This window comes from Rhodococcus kronopolitis, from assembly GCF_042654025.1.
In the GTDB taxonomy this organism is placed as follows: domain Bacteria; phylum Actinomycetota; class Actinomycetes; order Mycobacteriales; family Mycobacteriaceae; genus Rhodococcus_G; species Rhodococcus_G kronopolitis.
In genome coordinates this window covers 1-22,381 of the sequence record NZ_JBHSFO010000007.1, presented here as the reverse complement: position 1 = coordinate 22,381, position 22,381 = coordinate 1, and the positions used below count along the sequence as shown (strand labels likewise).

Sequence of the window (22,381 nt, the reverse complement as noted above, 5' to 3'; positions counted from 1 at the left end):
CCGGGCTATTGATGACAGTGATGGAGCGCAGGCACGTGACCAGGTTCGACAGTATCGAGCGCGCAGTAGCCGATATCGCCGCAGGCAAGGCAGTCGTCGTAGTCGACGACGAGGACCGCGAGAACGAGGGCGACCTCATCTTCGCAGCGGAGAAGGCGACGCCCGAGCTCGTGGCGTTCATGGTGCGCTACACCTCCGGGTACCTCTGCGTGCCGCTGGACGGCGACGACTGCGACCGGCTCGGCCTGCCGCCGATGTTCTCGAGCAACCAGGACAAGCACGGCACCGCGTACACGGTGACGGTGGACGCCAAGGAAGGCATCGGCACCGGCATCTCGGCGTCCGACCGGGCCGCGACGATGCGGCTGCTGGCCGACCCGGACAGCGGCGCCACCGACTTCACCCGTCCGGGCCACGTGGTGCCGCTGCGCGCCAAGGAGGGTGGCGTGCTGCGTCGCCCCGGACACACCGAGGCGGCCGTCGACCTGGCCCGGATGGCGGACCTGCGTCCGGCAGGCGTGATCTGCGAGATCGTCAGCCAGAAGGACGAGGGCCACATGGCCCAGACCGACGAGCTGCGGGTGTTCGCGGACGACCACAACCTGGCGATGATCTCGATCGCCGACCTGATCTCCTGGCGGCGCAAGCACGAGAAGCACGTCGTGCGCATCGCCGAGGCACGGATCCCCACCCGCCACGGCGACTTCCGGGCCGTCGGCTACCAGAGCATCTACGACGAGGTCGAGCACGTCGCGCTGGTCAAGGGCGACATCGCCGACGGCGAGGACGTGCTGGTGCGGGTGCACTCCGAGTGCCTGACCGGCGACGTCTTCGGTTCGCTGCGCTGCGACTGCGGTCCGCAGCTGGACGCGGCGCTCGAGATGATCGCCGCGGAGGGTCGCGGCGTGGTGCTGTACATGCGCGGGCACGAGGGCCGCGGCATCGGACTGATGCACAAGCTGCAGGCCTACCAGCTGCAGGACGCCGGCTCGGACACCGTGGACGCGAACCTCGAGCTGGGCCTGCCCGCCGACGCCCGCGACTACGGGATCGGCGCCCAGATCCTGGTCGACCTCGGGATCACCTCGATGCGACTGCTGACCAACAACCCGGCCAAGCGCGTCGGCCTGGACGGCTACGGGCTGCAGATCACCGACCGGGTGGCGATGCCGCTGCGCGCGAACGCCGAGAACCTGACCTACCTGCGGACCAAGCGGGACCGGATGGGTCACGACCTGGTCGGTCTCGACGACTTCGAGACCGGGGGCGCACTGTGAGCGGCGAGGGACTGCCCGACCTGCAGCTGGGCGCGGCCAAGGACCTCAAGATCGCGATCGTGGCCGGCTCCTGGCACACCGAGATCTCCGAGGCGCTGATCGACGGCGCGAAGCGGGTCGCCAAGCAGGCGCAGATCACCGACGTCACCCTGGTCCGGGTGGCAGGTGCGATCGAGCTGCCGGTGGTGGCGCAGGCATTGGCCCGCACCCACGACGCGGTCGTCGCCCTCGGCGTCGTGATCCGCGGTGGCACCCCGCACTTCGAGTACGTGTGCGACGCGGTGACCGCAGGCCTGACCAGGGTTTCGCTCGACGAGAGCACCCCGGTCGGCAACGGCGTCCTCACCACCGACAACGAGCAGCAGGCTCGCGACCGGTCCGGGCTGCCCGGGTCCGTCGAGGACAAGGGCGGTCAGGCGTGCGCCGCGGCGATCGACACCGCGGTCACCCTCAAGCACCTGCGCCAGCCGCAGGCGGAGAGGACCGCCCGATGAGCGCCTGGGAGTTGGAGGTCCGGGCCAAGCGGACCCCACGCTTCGCCGTCGGCATCGCGGCGGTCTTCATCCTGGTGTTCGTGGCGCTCGGGGTGCTCCTGCGCGGCTCGCAGACCGGCGTGTACTTCCGGTTCGTCGACCAGCTGTCGATGGCCGGGATCGGCCTGGCGCTGGCAGGCGGGACGCTGATCCTGACCCTGCCGCGAATGCGGGTCAACGCGGAGGGCGTTTCGGTCCGGAACGCGTTCAACGACCGGTTCATCGAGTGGGACCTGGTGCAGGGACTCTCGTTCCCGGACGGCGCGGCCTGGGCCCGCATCGACCTGCCCGACGACGAGTACATCCCGGTGCTGGCGATCCAGGCGAACGACCGCGGTCACGCCGTCGACGCGGTGCGCAGGTTCCGCGAGCTCGAGGCGAAGTACGCCCCGGCGGCGACGGCCGGAGACGAGGCAGACGAGGTCGACGCGGCGGAGACGACGCGGGCCGAGCCTGCCGAGTCCGCCGAGCAGAACTAGGCCGCCGCGGCGACGCGGTCCGGCGCGGGTGCGGTTGGCCGGGCCTGTCGGCCGGGGCGACTAGCCTGGTGGGGTGTCAGATCCCGCCACCTACCGTCCCGCCACGGGCACCATCCCGACGGCCCCCGGGGTGTACAAGTTCCGTGACCCGCACGGCCGCGTCATCTACGTCGGCAAGGCGAAGAGCCTGCGCAGCCGGCTGAACTCGTACTTCGCGGACCTGGCGTCACTGCACCCGCGTACCCGGCAGATGGTCACCACCGCCGCCAGCGTCGAGTGGACGGTGGTCGGCACCGAGGTCGAGGCGCTGCAGCTCGAGTACAACTGGATCAAGGAGTTCGACCCGCGCTTCAACGTCCGGTACCGGGACGACAAGACCTACCCGGTGCTGGCGGTCACGTTGAACGAGGAGTTCCCGCGGTTGTTCGTCTACCGCGGACCGCGACGCAAGGGTGTGCGCTACTTCGGTCCCTACCCCCACGCGTGGGCCATCCGCGAGACCCTGGACCTGCTGCTGCGGGTGTTCCCCGCGCGGACGTGTTCGACCGGGGTGTTCAAGCGGCACAACCAGATCGGCAGGCCCTGCCTGCTCGGCTACATCGACAAGTGCTCGGCGCCGTGCGTCGGGCGGGTCTCGGCCACCGAGCACCGCGAGATCGTCGAGGACTTCTGCGACTTCCTCGCCGGTCGCACCGACCGGCTGGTCCGGGAGCTCGAACGCCGGATGCAGACGGCGTCGGACGAGTTGGACTTCGAGTCCGCGGCCCGGTTGCGGGACAACCTGGGGGCGCTGCGCAAGGCGCTGGAGAAGCAGGCCGTGGTGCTCGGCGACGGCACCGACGCCGACGTGGTGGCCTTCGCCGCGGACGAGCTGGAGGCCGCCGTGCAGGTCTTCCACGTGCGCGGCGGCCGGGTCCGCGGTCAGCGCGGCTGGGTGGTCGAACGCTCCGGCGAGAGCGGCACCGAGGAACTGGTCGAACAGTTCCTCACCCAGTTCTACGGCGAGCAGGCCGACCTGACCGACACCCCCGGGCAGCCGGCGGACACCGCCGCGGTGGTGCCGCGTGAGGTGCTGGTCCCGGTGCTGCCGGACAACGCCGCGCAGCTGCAGGACTGGCTCAGCGAACTGCGCGGCTCCGCGGTCGCGCTGCGGGTGCCCCAGCGCGGCGACAAGAAGGCACTGGCGGAGACCGTCGAGCGCAACGCGAAGGAGGCGCTGGGCCAGCACAAGCTGCGCCGGGCCGGCGACCTGACGTCGCGGTCTGCGGCGCTGCAGGGCATTCAGGAGGCACTGGACCTGGACCAGGCGCCGCTGCGCATCGAGTGCATCGACATCTCGCACGTGCAGGGCACCGACGTGGTGGCCTCGCTGGTGGTGTTCGAGGACGGTCTGCCGCGCAAGTCCGACTACCGGCACTACGCGATCCGGGAGGCCGCAGGCGACGGGCGCTCGGACGATGTCGCCAGCATCGCGGAGGTGACCCGACGCCGGTTCCTGCGGCACTCGTCCGACGCCGCGACCGTGGCGCCGGACGAGTCGGGTGGCGGTGACGCGGCACCCGAGGCCGCGCTGGATCCCGCGACCGGTCGGCCCCGGCGGTTCGCCTACCCGCCCAACCTGTTCGTGGTGGACGGCGGGCAGCCGCAGGTCACCGCGGCGGCGGCGGTGCTGGACGAGCTGGGCATCACCGATGTCGCGGTGGTCGGGCTGGCCAAGCGGCTCGAGGAGGTGTGGGTCCCGGGGGAGGAGGACCCGGTGATCCTGCCGCGCACCAGCGAGTCGCTGTACCTGTTGCAGCGCATTCGCGACGAGGCGCACCGGTTCGCCATCACCTTCCACCGCAGCAAGCGGTCCCGCCGGATGACGGCGTCCGCGCTGGACTCGGTGCGCGGGCTCGGCGAGACCCGGCGTACCGCACTGGTCACCCACTTCGGTTCGGTGGCCAAGCTGACGCAGGCCACCGTCGAGGAGATCACCGCGGTGCCGGGGATCGGTGTGACGACGGCGCGCGCCGTCCTGGCCGCGCTTGGACCGCCTGCGGAACCGGACGAAGTACCCTCCAAGGCGGAGGACGCGACGACGTAGTGAGGGGGATTCGAGTGGGAGACGAGATCAACGACGCAGACGCGGGAATCGAACTCGCGCTCGTCACCGGGCTCTCGGGCGCGGGCCGGAGCACCGCGGCCAAGGTCTTCGAGGACCTCGGCTGGTACGTGGCGGACAACCTGCCGCCCGAGTTGCTGTCCAGGATGGTCGATCTGGGGCTCGAACCGTCCTCGCGCATCCCGAAGCTGGCCGTCGTGATCGACGTGCGCAGCCGCCGCTTCACCGGCGACCTGGTCTCGGTGATCAAGGAGGTCGCGCCGAAGACCAGCCGCACCCGGGTGCTCTACCTGGACGCCGCGGACCCGGTGCTGGTGCGACGGTTCGGTCAGGTCCGGCGCAGCCACCCGCTGCAGTCCGACGGCGTCGACGGCACCCTGATCGAGGGCATCGCGGCCGAGCGGTCGCAGCTCGAGCCGGTCAAGGCGGTCGCGGACGTGGTCATCGACACCTCGGCACTGCTGGCGCACGAACTGCGGCAGAAACTCGAATCCGCGTTCGGCAATGGTGGCGTCGAAACGATGGCCGTGACCGTACAATCCTTCGGGTTCAAGTACGGGCTGCCGATGGACGCGGACCTGGTGTGCGACGTCCGGTTCCTGCCGAACCCGCACTGGATCCCGGACCTTCGTGAGCACACCGGCAGGGAGGCGGCGGTCCGCGACTTCGTGCTCGGGCAGGACGGCGCGCAGGACTACCTCGAGACCTACGGGCACGTGGTCGCATTGACGGCCAACGGTTACCGTCGGGAAGGCAAGCGGTACATGACGATTGCGATGGGATGCACCGGTGGCAAGCACCGGAGCGTGGCCATGACGGAGGCGCTCGCGGCCCAGTTGGCGCAGGACACCTCGATGACGGTTTCGGTGGTGCACCGCGACCTGGGGCGCGAATGACGGGCAGTCTCGGGCGGTCGACACCGGTGATCACCGCACTCGGCGGGGGTCACGGGCTGTTCGCGACCCTGCGCGCCGCGCGGCGCCTGAGCACCGACGTGACCGCCGTGGTCACCGTCGCCGACGACGGCGGCTCCTCCGGGCGGCTGCGCGCCGAGCTCGGCGTCATCCCCCCGGGTGACCTGCGGATGGCGTTGGCCGCGTTGTCCGCCGAGGAATCGGACATCAGCATCTGGACCGAGACGATGCAGCACCGGTTCGGCGGCACCGGGGCGCTGGCCGGGCACTCGGTCGGCAACCTCATCCTGGCGGGCCTGACCGAGGTCCTCGGGGACACGGTCGCGGCGCTGGACGAGATGTGCCGGGTGCTGCGGATCCAGGGGCGGGTGCTGCCGATGTCGCCGATCCCGCTGACCATCGAGGCCGACGTCGGGGGTCTCGAGTCCGATCCCCGGGTGAACCGCTGCATCCGCGGGCAGGTCGCGGTGGCGACCACCCCCGGCAAGGTCCGCCGGGTGCGGCTGGTGCCGACCGATCCGCCGGCCTGCGCGGAGGCGTTGGACGCCATCGAGCGGTCCGACCTGGTGCTGCTGGGCCCCGGATCCTGGTTCTCGAGCGTCATCCCGCACATGCTGGTGCCCGAGCAGCTGCAGGCGTTGATCCGCACCAGCGCCCGCAAGGCGCTGATCCTGAACCTGGCCGCCGAACCCGGCGAGACCGCGGGCTTCTCCGCGGAGCGTCACCTGCACGTGCTCGCCCAGCACGCACCCGAGTTGACCGTCGACTACGTGGTGGTGGACTCCGGCTCGGTGCCGGAGGGGCGCGAACGCGAACACCTGTGCCGGGCCGCGATGCGCCTTGGCGCCGCCGTCATCTACGCCGACGTCGCCGAGACCGGCACGGCAACCCATCACGCGGGCAAGCTCGCGGCCTCGCTCGGCAGCCTGCTGCCGACGACGCACGCGCTGTCCGCATCTGACTCAACCCTCGGAAGGGAGTCCACTTCGTGGCAATGACAGCGGAGGTCAAGGACGAGCTGAGCCGCCTCGTCGTGGCGCAGGTCTCGGCCCGCAAGGCGGAGGTGGCCTCGCTGCTCCGTTTCGCGGGGGGCCTGCACATCGTCGCCGGCCGGGTGGTCGTCGAGGCGGAGGTCGACCTGGGCAACACCGCGCGGCGGCTGCGCCGGGACATCTTCGACCTGTACGGCTACGGCGCGGAGGTCCACGTCCTGAGCGCGGGCGGACTGCGCAAGTCCTCCCGGTACATCGTCCGGGTCGCCAAGGAGGGCGAGGCGTTGGCGCGCCAGACCGGGCTGTTGGACATGCGCGGGCGTCCGGTGCGCGGCCTGCCCACGCAGGTCGTCGGCGGCAGCCTCATGGACTCGGAGGCCGCGTGGCGCGGCGCCTTCCTGGCGCACGGGTCGCTGACCGAGCCCGGCCGGTCCTCGGCGCTGGAGATCAGCTGCCCCGGGCCCGAGGCGGCGTTGGCGCTGGTCGGCGCCGCGCGCCGGCTCGGTATCTCGGCCAAGGCCCGTGAGGTGCGCGGCGCGGACCGAGTGGTGGTGCGGGACGGCGAGGCCATCGGCGCGCTGCTGACCCTGATGGGCGCGCAGGACACCCGGCTGGTCTGGGAGGAGCGCCGGATGCGCCGGGAGGTGCGGGCGACCGCGAACCGGCTGGCGAACTTCGACGACGCCAACCTCCGGCGTTCGGCGCGGGCCGCGGTCGCCGCGGCAGCCCGGGTGGAGCGGGCCCTCGACATCCTCGGCGAGGAGGTTCCGGACCACCTCGCGGCCGCGGGCGGACTGCGGGTCGAGCATCGGCAGGCCTCGCTCGAGGAACTGGGCCAGTTGGCCGATCCGCCGATGACCAAGGACGCGGTGGCCGGCCGGATCCGGCGGCTGCTGTCGATGGCGGATCGCAAGGCCCGCGAGACGGGGATCCCGGACACCGAGTCCGCGGTGACCTCCGAACTGCTCGACGACTAGTGGCAGGACTGCGCCACCGACCGGTGGGCCACCAACCAGTGGGAGCAGATTCATATCTGCCGCGGTCTGCGCACTAGTGTGTGACGTACATCTGATCGAGAACACAAGAAATGGTCAAAGGAGCGAATTGTGACTGTCCGGGTAGGCGTGAACGGCTTCGGTCGTATCGGACGTAACTTCTTCAGGGCCGTCGACGCGCAGAAGGCGCTCGGCACCACTGACATCGAGATCGTGGCGGTCAACGACCTGACCGACAACGCGACTCTCGCCCACCTGCTCAAGTACGACTCGATCCTGGGCCGTCTGCCGTACGACGTCTCCCTGGACGGCGACGACACGATCGTGGTCGGCGACCAGCGGATCAAGGCGCTCGCGCACCGTGGCCCGCTGAACGAGCTGCCGTGGGGCGAGCTGGGCGTCGACGTCGTCGTCGAGTCCACCGGCATCTTCACCGACGCCGCCAAGGCCAAGGGTCACCTCGAGGCCGGCGCCAAGAAGGTCATCATCTCCGCGCCCGCCAAGGGCGAGGACCTGACCGTGGTCATGGGCGTCAACGACGACCAGTACGACGGCAGCCAGAACATCATCTCCAACGCCTCGTGCACCACCAACTGCCTCGGCCCGATCGCCAAGGTGCTCGACGACGAGTTCGGCATCGTCAAGGGTCTGATGACCACGATCCACGCCTACACCCAGGATCAGAACCTGCAGGACGCCCCCCACAGCGACCTGCGTCGTGCGCGTGCCGCGGCCCTGAACATCGTCCCGACCGGCACCGGTGCGGCCAAGGCCATCGGCCTGGTGCTCCCGCAGCTGCTCGGCAAGCTGGACGGCTACGCGCTGCGGGTGCCGATCCCGACCGGCTCGGTCACCGACCTCACCGCGCAGCTGCGCAAGCCGGCCACCGCCGAAGAGATCAACGCCGCGATGAAGGCCGCCGCCGAGGGCCCCCTCAAGGGCATCCTCAAGTACACCGACGCGCCGATCGTGTCCTCCGACATCGTCACGGACCCGCACTCGTCGATCTTCGACTCGGGCCTGACCAAGGTCATCGACGACCAGGTCAAGATCGTCTCCTGGTACGACAACGAGTGGGGCTACTCCAACCGTCTCGCGGACCTCATCGGTCTCGTCGCGAAGTCCCTCTGATAGCTGTGGCTGTCAAGACTCTCAAGGACCTGCTGGACGCCGGGGTCGCGGGCCGCACCGTGCTGGTGCGCTCCGACCTCAACGTCCCGCTGGACAACGGCGTCATCACCGACGCGGGCCGCATCGTGGCCTCGGCGCCGACGATCAACGCACTGGCCGAGGCCGGCGCGAAGGTCATCGTGATGGCGCACCTCGGTCGCCCGAAGGGCGAGGTCGTTCCCGAGCTGTCGCTGGCTCCGGTCGCGGCCAAGCTCGGTGAGGTGCTGGGCCGCAACGTCCAGCTCGCGGGCGACGTCGTCGGCCAGGACGCGCTCGCGCGGGCCGAGGGCCTCACCGACGGGGACGTGCTCCTGCTGGAGAACATCCGTTTCGACCCGCGTGAGACCAGCAAGGACGACGCCGAGCGGGCCGCGCTCGCCAAGGCGCTCGTCGAGCTCACCGACTTCAACGGTGCGTTCGTCTCCGACGGTTTCGGTGTGGTGCACCGCAAGCAGGCGTCGGTGTACGACGTGGCGGCGCTGTTGCCGCACTACGCAGGCAACCTGGTTGCGGCCGAGGTCGAGGTGCTCGAGAAGCTGACCACCGACTCGGAGCGTCCGTACGCGGTGGTCCTCGGTGGCTCGAAGGTCTCGGACAAGCTCGCCGTGATCGAGGCGCTCGCCCCCAAGGTGGACACCCTGGTCATCGGTGGCGGCATGTTCTACACCTTCCTGGCCGCGCAGGGCGTCAAGGTCGGCAACTCGCTGTGCGAGGAGTCGATGATCGGCACCTGCAAGGACCTGCTCGAGCGGTACGCCGACGTGCTGCACATCCCGCTCGACGTGGTTGTCGCGGACTCGTTCTCGCCCGATGCCGAGTCCAAGGTCGTCTCGGCCCTCGACATCCCGGACGGCTGGATGGGCCTGGACATCGGTCCGGGCTCGACGGAGCGCTTCGCGGCGATCCTCTCGGGTGCCAAGACGGTGTTCTGGAACGGGCCGATGGGCGTGTTCGAGTTCGAGAAGTTCGCGGCCGGCACCAAGGGTGTCGCCGAGGCGATCGTCGAGGCCACCGGCAAGGGCGCGTTCAGCGTCGTCGGCGGCGGCGACTCGGCCGCGGCCGTGCGTCAGCTCGGCATCCCGGACGACGGCTTCTCGCACATCTCCACCGGTGGCGGTGCCTCCCTGGAGTACCTGGAGGGCAAGTCCCTTCCCGGCATCGAAGCCCTGGAGGCCTGACCGATGGCACGTAAGCCACTGATCGCCGGCAACTGGAAGATGAACCTCAACCACTTCGAGGCCATCGCTCTGGTGCAGAAGATCGCGTTCTCGTTGCCGGAGAAGTACTTCAAGAAGGTCGACGTGACGGTGATTCCGCCGTTCACCGACATCCGCAGCGTGCAGACGCTGATCGAGGGCGACAAGCTCCTGCTCACCTACGGCGCGCAGGACGTCTCCGCCCACGATTCCGGCGCCTACACCGGCGAGGTCAGCGGCTCGATGCTGGCCAAGCTCGGCTGCACCTTCGTGGTGGTCGGACACTCCGAGCGGCGGACGCTGCACGGTGAGTCCGACGAGACGGTGCTGGCGAAGACGAAGGCGGCGCTCAAGAACGAGCTCACCCCGATCGTCTGCATCGGCGAGGGTCTCGACGTTCGCGAGGCGGGCAACCAGGTCGAGTACAACCTGGCCCAGCTGCGTGGCTCCCTGGCCGGGCTCTCGGCGGAGGAGATCGCCAAGATCGTCGTCGCCTACGAGCCCGTCTGGGCCATCGGCACCGGCAAGGTGGCCTCGGCCGCCGACGCCCAGGAGGTGTGCAAGGCGATCCGCGAGGAGCTGGCCGTGCTGGCCTCCGCGGACGTCGCGGCCGGCGTGCGGGTGCTCTACGGCGGCTCGGTCAACGCCAAGAACGTCGGCGAGCTCATCGCTCAGCCCGACGTCGACGGCGGCTTGGTCGGCGGCGCCTCGCTCAAGGCTGACGAGTTCGCGCAGCTTTCGGCGATTGCCGCGGGCGGCCCGCTGCTCTGACGGCAGTAGTTTCCGACGCCGGTGGGCGCGTAGACCTTTCGTGGTCCACGCGCCCACCGGCGTTTCGGCTCAGGTGCCGAGGAAGTCTCGTTGGAAGATCGCCATGCGGGTGGCGTCGCGGTACCTGCCCGCGGAGAAGTACTCCTCGCGCAGCACGCCCTCGACGGTGAAGCCGGTCTTCTCGTAGATGTGCACGGCGGCATGGTTTTCCGTGTCGACGAGCAGGTACACCTTGTGCAGGTTGAGCACACCGAACGCGTAGGACAACACCTTGCGGGTCGCGGCGCCGGCGTAGCCTCGGCCCTGGTTTCCCGGTGCGACGATGATCTGGAACTCGCAGTGGCGGTGGATGTGGTCGATCTCGACCAACTCGACGACGCCGACCGCGCCGCTCTCGCCCTCGATCACGAAGCGCCGTTCGCGTTCGTCGTGAATGTGCCGGTCGTACAGGTCCGTCAGTTCCGCGAGCGACTCGTACGGCTCCTCGAACCAGTAACGCATGACCTGGAAGTCGTTGAACAGCAGGTGCACAAACGGCAGGTCGGCGCGCTCCAGGGCGCGCAGGGTCACCGTCGTCGACGTGTCGGCCATCCACCAAGTCTAGGTCGCTCCGCGTCGGTGGCGCCGTCCGTTCGTCAACGCACCGACGGCGTGTCTCCGATCTGGTTACGCTTGATCGCACACGATGCGGAGGTGGCGCAGTGAAGTTCGAAGAGAATCCGGTGCTCCAGAAGATCGGCGTGCAGGTTCTGAGGGTGCACCAGTGGGTGTATGAGCACACCGGTGGCAGGATCGGGCACCGAATCCTCGGTGTGCCGTGCCTGCTGCTCGACACCGTCGGCGCGAAGACGGGGCGGCCGCGCGTCAGCAGCCTCACCTACGTGCGGGACGGCGAGGACTACGTCGTCGTGGCGTCCAAGGGCGGTGCCCCGCAGTCGCCGGGGTGGTACTTCAACCTGAAGGCCCACCCGGACACGTCGATCCGGGTGGGCACGACCCGGATCCCGGTCACCGCCCGACTGCTCGGACCCGACGACCCGGACTATGCGCGTCTGTTCGCGGCCGCCGATGCCAACAACGGCGACCGGTACAGCGCCTATCAGCGGCACACCACCCGCCCGATCCCGATCGTGGTGCTCACCCCGCGCTGACCGCGGACGAATCATCCGGCATCCCTTCCGGATGCGCATTCGATACATTAATGTATCGAGCATGCCGAGGAGTCGAGCCCAGACGCGGGAACGGTTGCTGGCCGCCGCGCTCGACGTGTTCGCGGAGGAGGGCTTCGGCCGGTCGACCGTCGAGCAGGTCTGCGAGCGTGCGGGTTTCACGCGTGGCGCGTTCTACTCCAACTTCGACTCGCTGGACGAGCTGTTCCTCGCGATGTGGGAGCAGCGGTCGCAGGCGATGCTCGCCGGGATCCGAGACGCGGTCGCCGGCGCCGAGGCGACCGTCGACGACGAATCGTTCGACCTCGACCAGGCCGCCGCCCGCATCCTCGCCGCGATCCCGGTCGAGGACCGCTGGTACCGGATCACCGCCGAGTTCACGGCCCACGCCCTGCGCAACCCAGACCTGAAATCGGTGATGGCGGCCCGGGAGGCCGCGATCCAGGCGACGATCCTGCCGATCGTCGACTCCGCGCTGGCGCGTGCCGGACGTCGGATCAGCGACCCGCAGGCGCTCGGCCGCGCGCTGGTCGCCGTTCACGACGGCACCTCCGTGCAGGTCCTGATGGAACCGGGCGACCCGCAGATCGTCAGCGCGCGCACCGAGCTGTTCTTGTGTGTGCTGCGCAGTTTCAGTGAGAACAACAGTCCCAGCGAGAACAAGTGAGGTGCAGATGTCCGAGACAGCCGATGTCATCGTCGTCGGGGGCGGGCTCGCCGGCCTGGTGGCGACGTACGAGTTGACCCGCGCCGGCCGGTCCGTCGTGGTGGTCGACCAGGAGAACGAGGCCAACCTCGGCGGCCAGGCCTTCTGGTCGCTGGGCGGGTTGTTCTTGGTGGACAGCCCGGAGCAGCGGCGGATGGGGATCAAGGACTCCTACGAGCTGGCGCTGCAGGACTGGCTCGGCAGCGCAGGCTTCGACCGGGAGCGCGAGGACCACTGGGGCCGGCAGTGGGCGCAGGCCTATGTGCAGTTCGCGGCCGGCGAGAAGCGTTCCTACCTGCACGATCTGGGTCTCAAAGTGATGCCGAACGTCGGCTGGGCCGAGCGCGGCAACGGTTCGGCGACCGGGCACGGAAACTCGGTGCCCCGGTTCCACATCACCTGGGGCACCGGGCCGGAGGTGGTGCGGGTGTTCCGTGAGCCGGTGCTCGCGGCCGCCGCCCGGGGTCTGGTGACGTTCAAGCACCGGCACCAGGTGGACGAGCTGATTGTCGAGGACGGCGCCGCGGTGGGTGTGCGGGGCACCGTCCTCGCACCGTCCGCCGAGCCGCGCGGTGTGCAGTCCAACCGCACCCCGGCGGGGGAGTTCGAGTTGCGCGCGCAGGCGGTGATCGTGACGTCCGGCGGGATCGGCGGCAACCAGGACCTGGTCCGGCAGAACTGGCCCGTGGAACGTCTCGGCCCGGCCCCGAAGCGGATGATCACCGGGGTGCCGGCCCACGTGGACGGCCGGATGCTCGGGATCACCGAGGATGCCGGTGGCAACATCGTCAACCGCGACCGGATGTGGCACTACACCGAGGGCATCGTCAACTGGGACCCGATCTGGCCGAACCACGCCATCCGGATCATCCCCGGACCGTCCTCGCTGTGGCTGGACGCGACCGGCAAGCGTCTGCCGGTGCCGCTGTTCCCGGGTTTCGACACCCTTGCCACCCTCGAGCACATCGTCGGCACCGGGCACGACCACACCTGGTACATCCTGACCCAGTCGATCATCGAGAAGGAGTTCGCGCTCTCGGGTTCGGAGCAGAACCCCGACATGACCGGCAAGGATCTCAAGCTGCTGCTCGGCCGGGTGAAGAAGGGCGCGACCGGTCCGGTCGAGGCGTTCAAGAGCCGTGGCGAGGACTTCGTCGTCCGGGACAACCTGCGCGACCTGGTCGACGGCATGAACGCGATCAACCCGGGCCCGCCGCTGGACTACGAGCAGGTCGAGCGGGAGGTCGTCGCCAGGGACCGGGAGGTGGACAACTCCTACTCCAAGGACATGCAGATGATGGCGATCAAGAACGCGCGCGCCTACACCCCGGACAAGATCATCCGGGTGGCCAAGCCACACAAGCTGCAGGACCCCGAGCACGGGCCGATGATCGCGGTGCGGCTGAACCTGCTGACCCGCAAGACCCTCGGCGGCCTGGAGACCAACCTGGACTCGCAGGTGATCCGGCCGGACGGCAGCGCGTTCGACGGCCTGTACGCGGCCGGCGAGGTCGCCGGGTTCGGCGGCGGCGGCGTGCACGGGTACAACGCGCTGGAGGGCACGTTCCTGGGCGGCTGCATCTTCTCGGGACGGGCCGCCGGCCGCGCGCTCGCCCGCGACCTGGCCTAGGCGCTGCGCGCTCGTGCGCGTTCGACGCGTCCTTCGGACCCGTCGAACGCGCACGAGCGGCGGAGTCGCCGCTAGTCGACGAGCTTCGCCTTCAGCTTGGCGATGGTTTCGGTGCTCAGGCCCAGGCCGTCGGTCAGGTACTTGTCGATCGTGCCGTAGGTCGCCGCCATCTCGTCGAGACCGGCCTGCAGGAAGCTCTCCTCGACGGTCACCAGCGGGATGTAGTTGACGTACTTGTCGCCGAACGCGGCCTTCAGGCCCGCGATGCTCTTGGCGACAGAGTCCTTGACGTACTCGTTGGTGAGCAGGTAGTCGTCCATGATCGTCTTCTGGTCGACGCCCGCGAGGGTGAGCAGGACGGCAGACGTCCAGCCGGTGCGGTCCTTGCCTGCGGTGCAGTGGAACACCTGGCCGCCGCCGTCGGTGTTGGCCAGCTCGGTGAACAGTTCGGCGAACTTCGCCTTCTCGACCGTGCCGCTGACGAAGGCCACGTTCATGTCCTGCATCATCTTGCGGGCATCGTCCGGCTTCTCGATCTTGCCGAGCATCTCGTCGATGTTGCCGGACAGGATCGGGATGCGCTTGTAGGTGACGCCGGGCGGCATCACGTCCGGCTTCTTGCCGACCTCGTCGTCGGTGCGCAGGTCGTAGACCGTGGAGAGCCCGAGGGCGGTGAGGGTGGCCATGTCGGCCTCGTTCGGCACGATCGCGTTCGCCCGGTAGAAGGCGCCCTTGTTCACGTGCCCGCCGTCCGCGGTCGCGTAGCCCGCGCCGGTCCCGGCGACGTCCCGGAAGTTGTCGATGCTCGCGAGCCGGGGCGCGTCGGGCGCGGGGGCTTCGGTGGAACTGCCCAGCGCGGCGGAGCCGGAGTCGAACAGCGCGGCCAGGGCCGGCGGGACGGCCGGCTGGGCCTGGGCGAGCCCCGCGCCGCCGACTCCGGTCAGGACGGCGGTGCTGAGGAGTGCGGCGGCGAGCTTGGAACTGTGTCGCGACATGAAAGTGGGCCTTCCGATGATGATGACGAGTCCTGTCAGATCGGGAAGGTAGCCACAGCACGGCCCGGGATCGCGGCGAATGTCCGTTTCCTCCCGCTCAGCGGCCACAATTCGTTCCGGGCGGACAGGTCCGCCCGGTGCGGGGAGAACCAGTACGCGCCGAGTGCCGAATTGTTCGGCGCCAGACTGTAGGCTGGGGCAGCTTAGGGCCGTGTCCGTCACACGATCGGCCCGTATCCGTCATGCGAAGGGCAGAGTACAGCCGAAATGAAACTGTTCCTGGACATCCTGCTGGTTATCACCAGCCTGCTGCTGATCCTGCTGGTGCTCCTGCACCGCGGCAAGGGCGGCGGCCTGTCCAGCCTCTTCGGTGGCGGCGTGCAGTCCAGCCTCTCCGGGTCGAGCGTGGTCGAGAAGAACCTGGACCGGCTGACCCTGTTCACGGCGTTGATCTGGATCATCGCGATTCTCGGCATCGGCCTGGAGATCAAGTACAGCTGAGTCGACCGGCGCCGCGGGGTCCGGGAGTTCCCGCACTGCGCACGCACCGGTGGTCGCCGATACTGGGGTGATGATCCGGACGCCGGAGCAGGACCCGCCATCCGAGCCGTCTCGTGCGGCAACCGAACCGCTGCGTGAGGACATCCGCCTTCTCGGCGGACTCCTCGGCGATGTGGTGCGGGAACAGGCCGGTCCGGCGGTGTTCGACCTCGTCGAACGCGCTCGCGTCGAGTCCTTCCGGGTCCGTCGTTCGGAGATCGACCGCGCCGAACTCGCGGCGATGTTCGCGGACCTGGACACCGCCGTCGCCATCCCGGTGATCCGGGCGTTCAGCCACTTCGCGTTGCTTGCGAACCTGGCCGAGGACCTGCACCGGGAACGCCGACGCGCGATCCACGTGCGGGCAGGCGAGCCGCCGCAGGACAGCAGCCTGGCGGCCACCTACCGCAAGCTCGATGCGGCGGGGTTGGACGCCGTCGTGGTGGCCCGGGCGCTGGACGGCGCGCTGGTGGCACCGGTGATCACCGCGCACCCCACCGAGACTCGACGGCGAACCGTCTTCGAGACGCAGAGCCGGATCACCGAGTTGATGCGGCGGCACGACCGCGCAGACCTCGACGCGGCAGAGACCGAGGACATCGAGCGGTCGCTGCACCGGCAGATCCTCACGCTCTGGCAGACCGCACTGATCAGGCTCTCCCGGTTGCGCATCCAGGACGAGATCGAGGTGGGCCTGCGGTACTACGAGGCGTCCCTGTTCGAGGTGGTGCCGCGGATCAACGCGGAGCTGCGCTCGGCCCTGCGCGGCCGCTGGCCGGGGGTCGACCTGCTGCCCGAACCGATGCTGCGGACCGGGTCCTGGATCGGCGGTGACCGGGACGGCAATCCCTACGTGACCGCGGAGGTGGTGTACCGGGCCACCCACCGTGCCGCGGCCACCGCGCTCGGCCATCACCTGCGCGAGCTCGAGTCGCTGGAGCGGGAACTGTCGATGTCGGAGCGGCTGGTGACGGTCACGGCGGAGCTGACCGCACTGGCGTCGAGTTCCGGCGACGACTCGACGTTCCGCGCGGACGAGCCGTACCGACGTGCGGTGCGCGGAATGCGCGGCCGGGTGAGTGCCGCCGCGCGGGTGCTGCTGGGCGGCGAGGCGGCCGCGGCGCTGCCGACGCTCGTCCCGGCTCCGCCGCTGGAGCCGTACCGGGCACCGGCCGAGCTGCTCGCGGACCTGGACACGATCGACGCGTCGCTGCGCGGCCACGGGGACACGCTGATCGCCGACGACCGGCTCGCCGTCCTGCGGGAGTCGGTGCAGGCCTTCGGCTTCCACCTGTCCGGACTGGACATGCGGCAGAACTCGGAGGTGCACGAGACGGTGGTGGCGGAGCTGCTGGCGTGGTCGGGCACCCATCCGGACTACCTGTCGCTGACGGAACCGGAGCGGGTGGCCCTGCTCGCCGCCGAACTGGGCACCCGGCGGCCACTGGCCGGCTCGGACGCATCCCTGAGCGAACTCGCCACCTCCGAGCTCGCCATCCTGGCGGCAGGCGCGGACGCCGTGAGGACCATCGGTCCTGGAGCGTTCCCGAACTACATCATCAGCATGTGCAGCTCGGTCAGCGACCTGCTCGAGGCCGCGGTCCTGCTCAAGGAGGTGGGGCTGGTGTCGGCGGCCGACGGGGCGGACGGCCCGTCGGCGTCGGTGGGAATCGTGCCGCTGTTCGAGACCATCGGGGACCTGCGCGGCGGCGCCGCCACGTTGACTGCGGCGCTCGAGGTGCCGGCCTACCGGGCCTTGGTTCTCGCCCGCGGGTGGCGGCAGGAGGTGATGCTCGGCTACTCGGACTCGAACAAGGACGGGGGATACCTGGCCGCGAACTGGGCGCTGTACCGGGCGGAACTGGACCTGGTCGAGGCCGCGTCCGCGGCGGGCCTGCGACTGCGGCTGTTCCACGGTCGCGGTGGGACCGTCGGACGCGGCGGCGGGCCGAGCTACGAGGCGATCCTGGCGCAGCCGCCGGGGGCGGTGTCCGGGTCGCTGCGGATCACCGAGCAGGGCGAGGTGATCGCCGCCAAGTACGCCGAACCCCGACTGGCGCACCGGAACCTGGAGACGTTGCTGGCCGCGACCCTCGAGTCGACGTTGCTCGACGTCGAGGGGCTCGGCGCCGACGCCGAACCCGCGTACCTGCTGCTCGACGATCTCGCCGAGCGGGCCAGGGTCGCCTACAGCGACCTGGTGCACGAGACGCCGGGTTTCGTCGAGTACTTCACCACCTCCACCCCGGTCGCCGAGATCGGCGCGCTGAACATCGGCAGCCGCCCCGCCTCGCGCAAGCCCACCCAGACGATTGCGGACCTGCGGGCGATTCCGTGGGTGCTGTCGTGGAGCCAGGCGCGGGTGATGCTGCCCGGCTGGTACGGGACCGGAGCGGCATTCGAGGGCTGGGTGGACGGTGATCCGGTGCGCCTGGCGCGGCTCACCGACCTGTACCGGCGGTGGCCGTTCTTCCGGACAGTGCTCTCGAACATGGCGATGGTGCTGGCGAAGTCGGACATGGGACTGGCCGCCCGGTACTCGGAACTGGTGGCGGACGTGGAGCTGCGCGAGCGGGTCTTCGGGAAGATCACCGCCGAGCATGCGAGAACCGTCGCGATGTGCAAGGCGATCACCGGCAGTGACGACCTGCTCGCAGACAACCCCGCAGTGAAGCGGTCGGTGCACAACCGGTTTCCGTACCTCGAACCGCTCAACCACCTGCAGGTGGAACTGCTGCGGCGGTATCGGGCCGGGGACGACAGCGACCAGGTGCGGCGCGGGATCCAGCTGACGATGAACGGGCTCGCGACCGCGCTGCGCAACAGTGGGTGACGGTCGACGTCCACCTGAGCGGAACCCGCGCCGACAGCCGCGGCGTCCGCTCACCGGAAAGCGCGGAACTGTGAGTTGTGTCACGATTCGACGCTAGGCTCGTGGTGCGAATGGGACGCAAGGGGCAGAACGGGGTCAATGGAACTGTTGGGTTCTCGAATTGGGCCGATATGTCCGCCCGGCAATTGACGGGTCCACCCGAGCCCGGATCGACGGCCGTTGAGCGCTGTACTCAGACGTCCCTGCCCGGATAGTCTCCGTTGCCGCCCCGGGTGTCCTGCTCACACGGCGCGTCCGCCGGTCACGGTCGGGGTGCGGAGTCCTGGAGTTGGTGTGTGTGCGGTCGTGTCATGCCGTGGAGAAGTGGGCTCAGATGATCCAGAAAGTGAGCTCGAATGCCTGAGAGTGAGTCGAGGCTGCCCAACCGGCTGCTGAACATCGGTCTGCGATGGAAGGTCGTCGCGGTCCTCGCCGTGCCCGTCACCGTGGCTGTGGTGTTGGGCGGTCTCCGGGTGGAGAACGAGATCAGCACTGCGGCAGCGTTCAGTTCCGCCGCCGAACAGGTCGCCGAGATCCCGGCCATCGTCGGGGTCGGGACCGCGCTCGGCACCGCCTCGGCGGCGGTGGGTACCGGGACGATGACCGCCCAGGACATCCAGGCGGTCAAGGACGGCGTGGCGGCCGCCCGCCCCGCGGTCGGGAACCCGGCCTTCTCCCCGGCGATGAGCGCAGATCTCGACCGGGCCCTGACGACGGTCGAACAACTGACGGAAGAGATCGAGTCGGGTACGACCACCCCGGACCTTCCGCGGCGAACCACCGAGGTCCGCGCGCAGCTTGCCGGGATCATCGACGGGATCCTGGAACCGATCGAGGATCCGGACGTGGTGTCGGCGCATGCCCGGTTGACCGGCTCCTGGTCCGCGCAGCGGCGCCTTGCCGACCAGGTCACCGGTGCCATCACACTGGTCAAGAACCCGAATGCCCCGCTGACGAACCTGGTGACCGCGGCGGGCGCCGAGCGGGCGATGATCGACACTCTGGCCGCCCAGTTCCAGACGGAGGAAAGCCAGATCGACGTGCTCCGCGACGGCGTCAACTACCGCGTCGACGCGATCGAGAAGGCCGCGGGTGGACCGTTGCCGATGCTCGAACTTCGTCAGTCCCTCATCGAGAGTCGCGACATCTACGGTGCGCTGATCGACGAGTCCTCGAGGGACATCGTGAGCACCGTCGACCAGCGTGCCGAGCAGGCCCGGAGCGCGGCGCTTCGCGACGGCCTCCTCGTGCTCACGACGCTGTTGGCCACGGTGATCCTCGGTCTGGTGGTGGCGCAGTCGTTGGTCCTGCCGATCCGACGGCTGCAGCAGAGCGCGCTGCAGGTCGCCAACCACGACCTGCCCGACGCGATCGAGCGGATCAAGGTCGGCGACACCTCCGCGGTCACCGACTTCGAGCCGATCCCGGTGCACACCACCGAGGAGATCGGCCAGCTCGCGCGTGCCGTCGACGACATGCACGGCCAGGCGCTCAAGCTGGCCGGCGAGCAGGCGCAGCTGCGCCTGCAGATCGGCGACATGTTCGAGACGCTGGCCCGGCGCAGCAAGTCGCTGGTCGACCAGCAGCTGGGCCTGATCGAGAACCTCGAGTTCGAGGAGAAGGATCCCAAGCGCCTCGAGAGCCTGTTCCGGCTCGACCATCTCGCGGCGCGCATGCGGCGAAACGGCGAGAACCTGCTGATCCTCTCCGGCACCCGGACCCGCCGCGGCAGCTCCGAGCCCGTCCAGTTCGGTGACGTGCTGCGGGCCGCGATGTCCGAGGTCGAGGACTACCAGCGGGTGGAGGTCGGCAACCCGCCACAGGGTGCGATCGCCGGTGCCGTCGCCACCGACATCGTGCACCTGCTGGCGGAACTGCTGGACAACTCGCTGCGGGCGTCCCCGCCCGAATCTAGCGTGACCTTCAACTTCGACCGCGCCGTCGACGGTGGCCTGTTGCTCGAGATCTCCGACCAGGGCATCGGCATTCCGCCGGCCGAGATGGTCGCGATCAACCAGCGGCTGACCGCGGGCGGCGAGGTGAGCGCCGAGACCGCCCGGCACATGGGTCTGTTCGTCATCAGCGAGCTCGCCGCACAGCACGGTCTGACGGTCCGGCTGCGCCCGACCTTCGACACGGTCCGGAATCCGGGCGTCACGGCGAGCGTGCACATCCCGCACTCCGTGATCGTCTCGCCGATGGAGTTGGCGACAACCGGATCGCACACCCGCGTGGTCGAGACCGGCCCGGCCAGGACCGGACAGCCGGTGCAGGCGGCGCCGCCGGTCAATGTCACCGTGGGTCCCGGACCCATCGTGCTGACGGACCGCGCCCCCGGACCAGCCACGAACGGGTTGCCGCGGCGCACCCCCGGTGCCACGTCGGGGTTGCCGCAGCGCACCCCAGGCGCCACGTCCGGGTTGCCGCAACGGTCCGACGCGGTCGGGGCGACCCCCGCACAACCCGTTGTTGCACCGGCCCCCGTCCCGGCGCCGCCACAGGCGGCCCGTCCGGCGCCTGCGGCCGGTCCGGCCGCCGACGAGCAGGGCGTGTCGCGTCGGCGCCGCTACCGGTTGAACTCTGAGAAGACGGCATCGTTCTTCGTGGCCCGCCCGCGTCCGGAGGAGTCGACTGACCTGCTGTCCACCGAGACGACGCCGATCTTCATGGGTATGGTCTCGGACTGGCTCACCGACCCCACCGACGCCGAGGTGAACCCCGGCTGGAAGTCCGCCGCGGACGCGGGCTGGGACGCCGCCAACCGGGCCACCGGAATGCGCGACGAGCCGCGGACCCCGACGGGGCTGCCGCAGCGCCAGCCGGGCCACCGACTGGTGCCCGGTGGCGTCGAGGACGCCGACAGGATCAACCAGCCGGAGAGGCTGCGCGACCCGGAAGCCATCCGCGAGAAGCTCAGCAGGCACCAACAGGGCATTCGCGACGGCCGCGCCGCCAGCCAGGCCGAACGCAACAGCATCGAAGGAGACAGATGAACACGGATCAGGGATCCGAGCCGAATCGGGATCAGGGATCCGCGGGTGGCAGCTCGCTCGACTGGCTGGTCTCGAACTTCGCGCGGGACGTGTCGGGTGTGACCCACGCGGTGCTGGTGTCCGCGGACGGGCTGCGGATGGCGGCCAGCGCGCACCTGCCGGTGGACCGGGCCGAGCAGCTGGCGGCGGTGACGTCCGGTCTTGCGAGCCTGTCGGCAGGCGTCTCCGGGTTGTTCGACGGCGGCGGAGTGCTCCAGTCCGTCGTCGAGATGCAGCGCGGTTACCTGCTGTTGATGAGCGTCGGCGACGGTTCGCACCTGGCGGCGCTCACCTCGGCGGGCTGCGACATCGGGCAGGTCGGCTACGAGATGGCGCTGCTGGTCGACCGTGTGGGCGCGTCGGTGCAGGCGGCGCCTCGGGTCACCTCCGCGCAGGCGGCGCCTCGGGCCGCCGCCGGCAGCTGAGTTCGCAGTGGCCAGGGACGACGAGTACTTCGAACAGGTCGGCAGTGGGCCGAGCCTGGTTCGGCCGTACGCGCTGACGTCCGGGCGTACCCGACCCGCGGTGGAGTTGGCGCTCGAGGCGCTGATCCAGGCGCAGCCGGACACCGCGAACCAAAACGCGGAACTCGGGGACGTGGACACGACGATCGTGGCATTGTGCGCACAGTCGCCGTCCGTGGCCGAGATCGCGGTCCGGGTCGGTGTGCCGATCGGTGTCGCGCGGGTGCTGGTCGCGGACCTGGTCGAGTCGGGCCAGTTGCGAATCCTGGCCACTCTGACAGAAGACGCCAGCGACAGCGAACGTCGTGAACTCATTGAAAGGGTCCTCGGTGGACTTCGGAAAATCTAGCGTGCAACCCGGCCGGGTGACCTCGACGAAGATCGTCGTGGCCGGGGGGTTCGGCGTCGGCAAGACCACGCTGGTCGGTGCGGTGTCCGAGATCGTGCCGTTGCGGACGGAGGCGTTGGTGACCGATGCGTCCGTCGGTGTCGACAATCTCAGTGCGACGCCGCAGAAGGCGACCACCACGGTGGCGATGGAC

General features: G+C 69.7%; 21 protein-coding genes. 19 read left to right on the top strand and 2 right to left on the bottom strand.

All coding sequences use genetic code 11. The features are described from left to right. The first annotated feature begins 35 nt into the window (after positions 1-35). The 10 genes from ACFO6S_RS13830 to tpiA all read left to right on the top strand — a co-directional run bounded on the left by ACFO6S_RS13830 (position 36) and on the right by tpiA (position 10,431). Positions 36-1,277, top strand: coding sequence for a bifunctional 3,4-dihydroxy-2-butanone-4-phosphate synthase/GTP cyclohydrolase II (locus tag ACFO6S_RS13830; RefSeq protein ID WP_378417859.1), 1,242 nt, complete (start codon positions 36-38; stop codon positions 1,275-1,277). Beyond that, positions 1,274-1,771 (top strand): 6,7-dimethyl-8-ribityllumazine synthase, encoded by a 498-nt coding sequence (gene ribH, locus ACFO6S_RS13825; protein WP_378417858.1) that lies wholly within the window; start codon positions 1,274-1,276, stop codon positions 1,769-1,771. The genes ACFO6S_RS13830 and ribH overlap by 4 nt, the downstream gene beginning before the upstream one ends. After that, positions 1,768-2,289: a PH domain-containing protein gene (locus ACFO6S_RS13820; RefSeq protein ID WP_378417856.1), complete on the top strand. Its 522-nt coding sequence runs from the start codon at positions 1,768-1,770 to the stop codon at positions 2,287-2,289. Before ribH ends, ACFO6S_RS13820 begins: the two co-directional genes overlap by 4 nt. 73 nt (positions 2,290-2,362) lie before the next feature. After that, on the top strand, positions 2,363-4,375 hold the full coding sequence (gene uvrC, locus ACFO6S_RS13815; protein WP_378417855.1) for an excinuclease ABC subunit UvrC: 2,013 nt from the start codon (positions 2,363-2,365) through the stop codon (positions 4,373-4,375). 14 nt (positions 4,376-4,389) lie between these two features. Continuing rightward, positions 4,390-5,289 carry an RNase adapter RapZ gene (rapZ, locus tag ACFO6S_RS13810; protein WP_378417854.1) on the top strand — a complete coding sequence of 300 codons (900 nt, stop codon included), beginning with the start codon at positions 4,390-4,392 and terminating at the stop codon, positions 5,287-5,289. Continuing rightward, positions 5,286-6,305, top strand: a complete 1,020-nt coding sequence (locus ACFO6S_RS13805) for a gluconeogenesis factor YvcK family protein (RefSeq protein WP_378417852.1) — start codon at positions 5,286-5,288, stop codon at positions 6,303-6,305. The genes rapZ and ACFO6S_RS13805 overlap by 4 nt, the downstream gene beginning before the upstream one ends. Continuing rightward, positions 6,296-7,276, top strand: a complete 981-nt coding sequence (whiA, locus tag ACFO6S_RS13800; protein WP_378417850.1) for a DNA-binding protein WhiA — start codon at positions 6,296-6,298, stop codon at positions 7,274-7,276. Before ACFO6S_RS13805 ends, whiA begins: the two co-directional genes overlap by 10 nt. A gap of 129 nt (positions 7,277-7,405) precedes the next feature. Continuing rightward, positions 7,406-8,425: a type I glyceraldehyde-3-phosphate dehydrogenase gene (gene gap / locus ACFO6S_RS13795; RefSeq protein ID WP_378417848.1), complete on the top strand. Its 1,020-nt coding sequence runs from the start codon at positions 7,406-7,408 to the stop codon at positions 8,423-8,425. A 5-nt stretch (positions 8,426-8,430) separates the two neighbouring features. Continuing rightward, a complete protein-coding gene (locus tag ACFO6S_RS13790; RefSeq protein ID WP_378417847.1) occupies positions 8,431-9,642 on the top strand; it encodes a phosphoglycerate kinase in 1,212 nt (403 codons plus the stop codon). A 3-nt stretch (positions 9,643-9,645) separates the two neighbouring features. After that, positions 9,646-10,431 (top strand): triose-phosphate isomerase, encoded by a 786-nt coding sequence (tpiA, locus tag ACFO6S_RS13785; RefSeq protein ID WP_378417845.1) that lies wholly within the window; start codon positions 9,646-9,648, stop codon positions 10,429-10,431. 69 nt (positions 10,432-10,500) lie between these two features. Here tpiA and speG read toward each other — a convergent pair whose 3' ends face one another. Continuing rightward, entirely contained in the window at positions 10,501-11,022 is a 522-nt protein-coding gene (gene speG / locus ACFO6S_RS13780; RefSeq protein WP_378417843.1) for a spermidine N1-acetyltransferase, read from the bottom strand. A 110-nt stretch (positions 11,023-11,132) separates the two neighbouring features. On the opposite strand from speG, the gene ACFO6S_RS13775 reads away from it, so the two are divergent. The 3 genes from ACFO6S_RS13775 (at position 11,133) to ACFO6S_RS13765 (ending at position 13,936) form a co-directional block, all read left to right on the top strand. Beyond that, positions 11,133-11,582, top strand: coding sequence for a nitroreductase family deazaflavin-dependent oxidoreductase (locus tag ACFO6S_RS13775; protein ID WP_378417842.1), 450 nt, complete (start codon positions 11,133-11,135; stop codon positions 11,580-11,582). 61 nt (positions 11,583-11,643) lie between these two features. Next, positions 11,644-12,267, top strand: coding sequence for a TetR/AcrR family transcriptional regulator (locus tag ACFO6S_RS13770; protein ID WP_378417841.1), 624 nt, complete (start codon positions 11,644-11,646; stop codon positions 12,265-12,267). 7 nt (positions 12,268-12,274) lie between these two features. After that, positions 12,275-13,936 (top strand): FAD-binding dehydrogenase, encoded by a 1,662-nt coding sequence (locus tag ACFO6S_RS13765; protein ID WP_378417839.1) that lies wholly within the window; start codon positions 12,275-12,277, stop codon positions 13,934-13,936. 71 nt (positions 13,937-14,007) lie between these two features. Here ACFO6S_RS13765 and ACFO6S_RS13760 read toward each other — a convergent pair whose 3' ends face one another. Further along, complete coding sequence (locus ACFO6S_RS13760; protein WP_378417838.1) at positions 14,008-14,931, bottom strand: tyrosine-protein phosphatase; 924 nt, start codon at positions 14,929-14,931, stop codon at positions 14,008-14,010. A gap of 267 nt (positions 14,932-15,198) precedes the next feature. On the opposite strand from ACFO6S_RS13760, the gene secG reads away from it, so the two are divergent. The 6 genes from secG to ACFO6S_RS13730 all read left to right on the top strand — a co-directional run. After that, entirely contained in the window at positions 15,199-15,432 is a 234-nt protein-coding gene (gene secG / locus ACFO6S_RS13755; protein WP_378417836.1) for a preprotein translocase subunit SecG, read from the top strand. 70 nt (positions 15,433-15,502) lie between these two features. After that, complete coding sequence (gene ppc, locus ACFO6S_RS13750) at positions 15,503-18,304, top strand: phosphoenolpyruvate carboxylase (protein WP_378417835.1); 2,802 nt, start codon at positions 15,503-15,505, stop codon at positions 18,302-18,304. A gap of 395 nt (positions 18,305-18,699) precedes the next feature. Continuing rightward, the gene (locus tag ACFO6S_RS13745) at positions 18,700-21,336 is read left to right on the top strand and encodes a sensor histidine kinase (protein ID WP_378417833.1); all 2,637 of its coding nucleotides are present in this window, start codon (positions 18,700-18,702) and stop codon (positions 21,334-21,336) included. Beyond that, complete coding sequence (locus ACFO6S_RS13740; RefSeq protein ID WP_378417832.1) at positions 21,333-21,800, top strand: roadblock/LC7 domain-containing protein; 468 nt, start codon at positions 21,333-21,335, stop codon at positions 21,798-21,800. The genes ACFO6S_RS13745 and ACFO6S_RS13740 overlap by 4 nt, the downstream gene beginning before the upstream one ends. 7 nt (positions 21,801-21,807) lie before the next feature. After that, positions 21,808-22,188, top strand: a complete 381-nt coding sequence (locus tag ACFO6S_RS13735) for a DUF742 domain-containing protein (protein WP_378417830.1) — start codon at positions 21,808-21,810, stop codon at positions 22,186-22,188. A 16-nt stretch (positions 22,189-22,204) separates the two neighbouring features. Beyond that, a partial coding sequence (locus ACFO6S_RS13730) for an ATP/GTP-binding protein (protein ID WP_378417880.1) occupies positions 22,205-22,381 on the top strand: 177 nt, incomplete at its 3' end.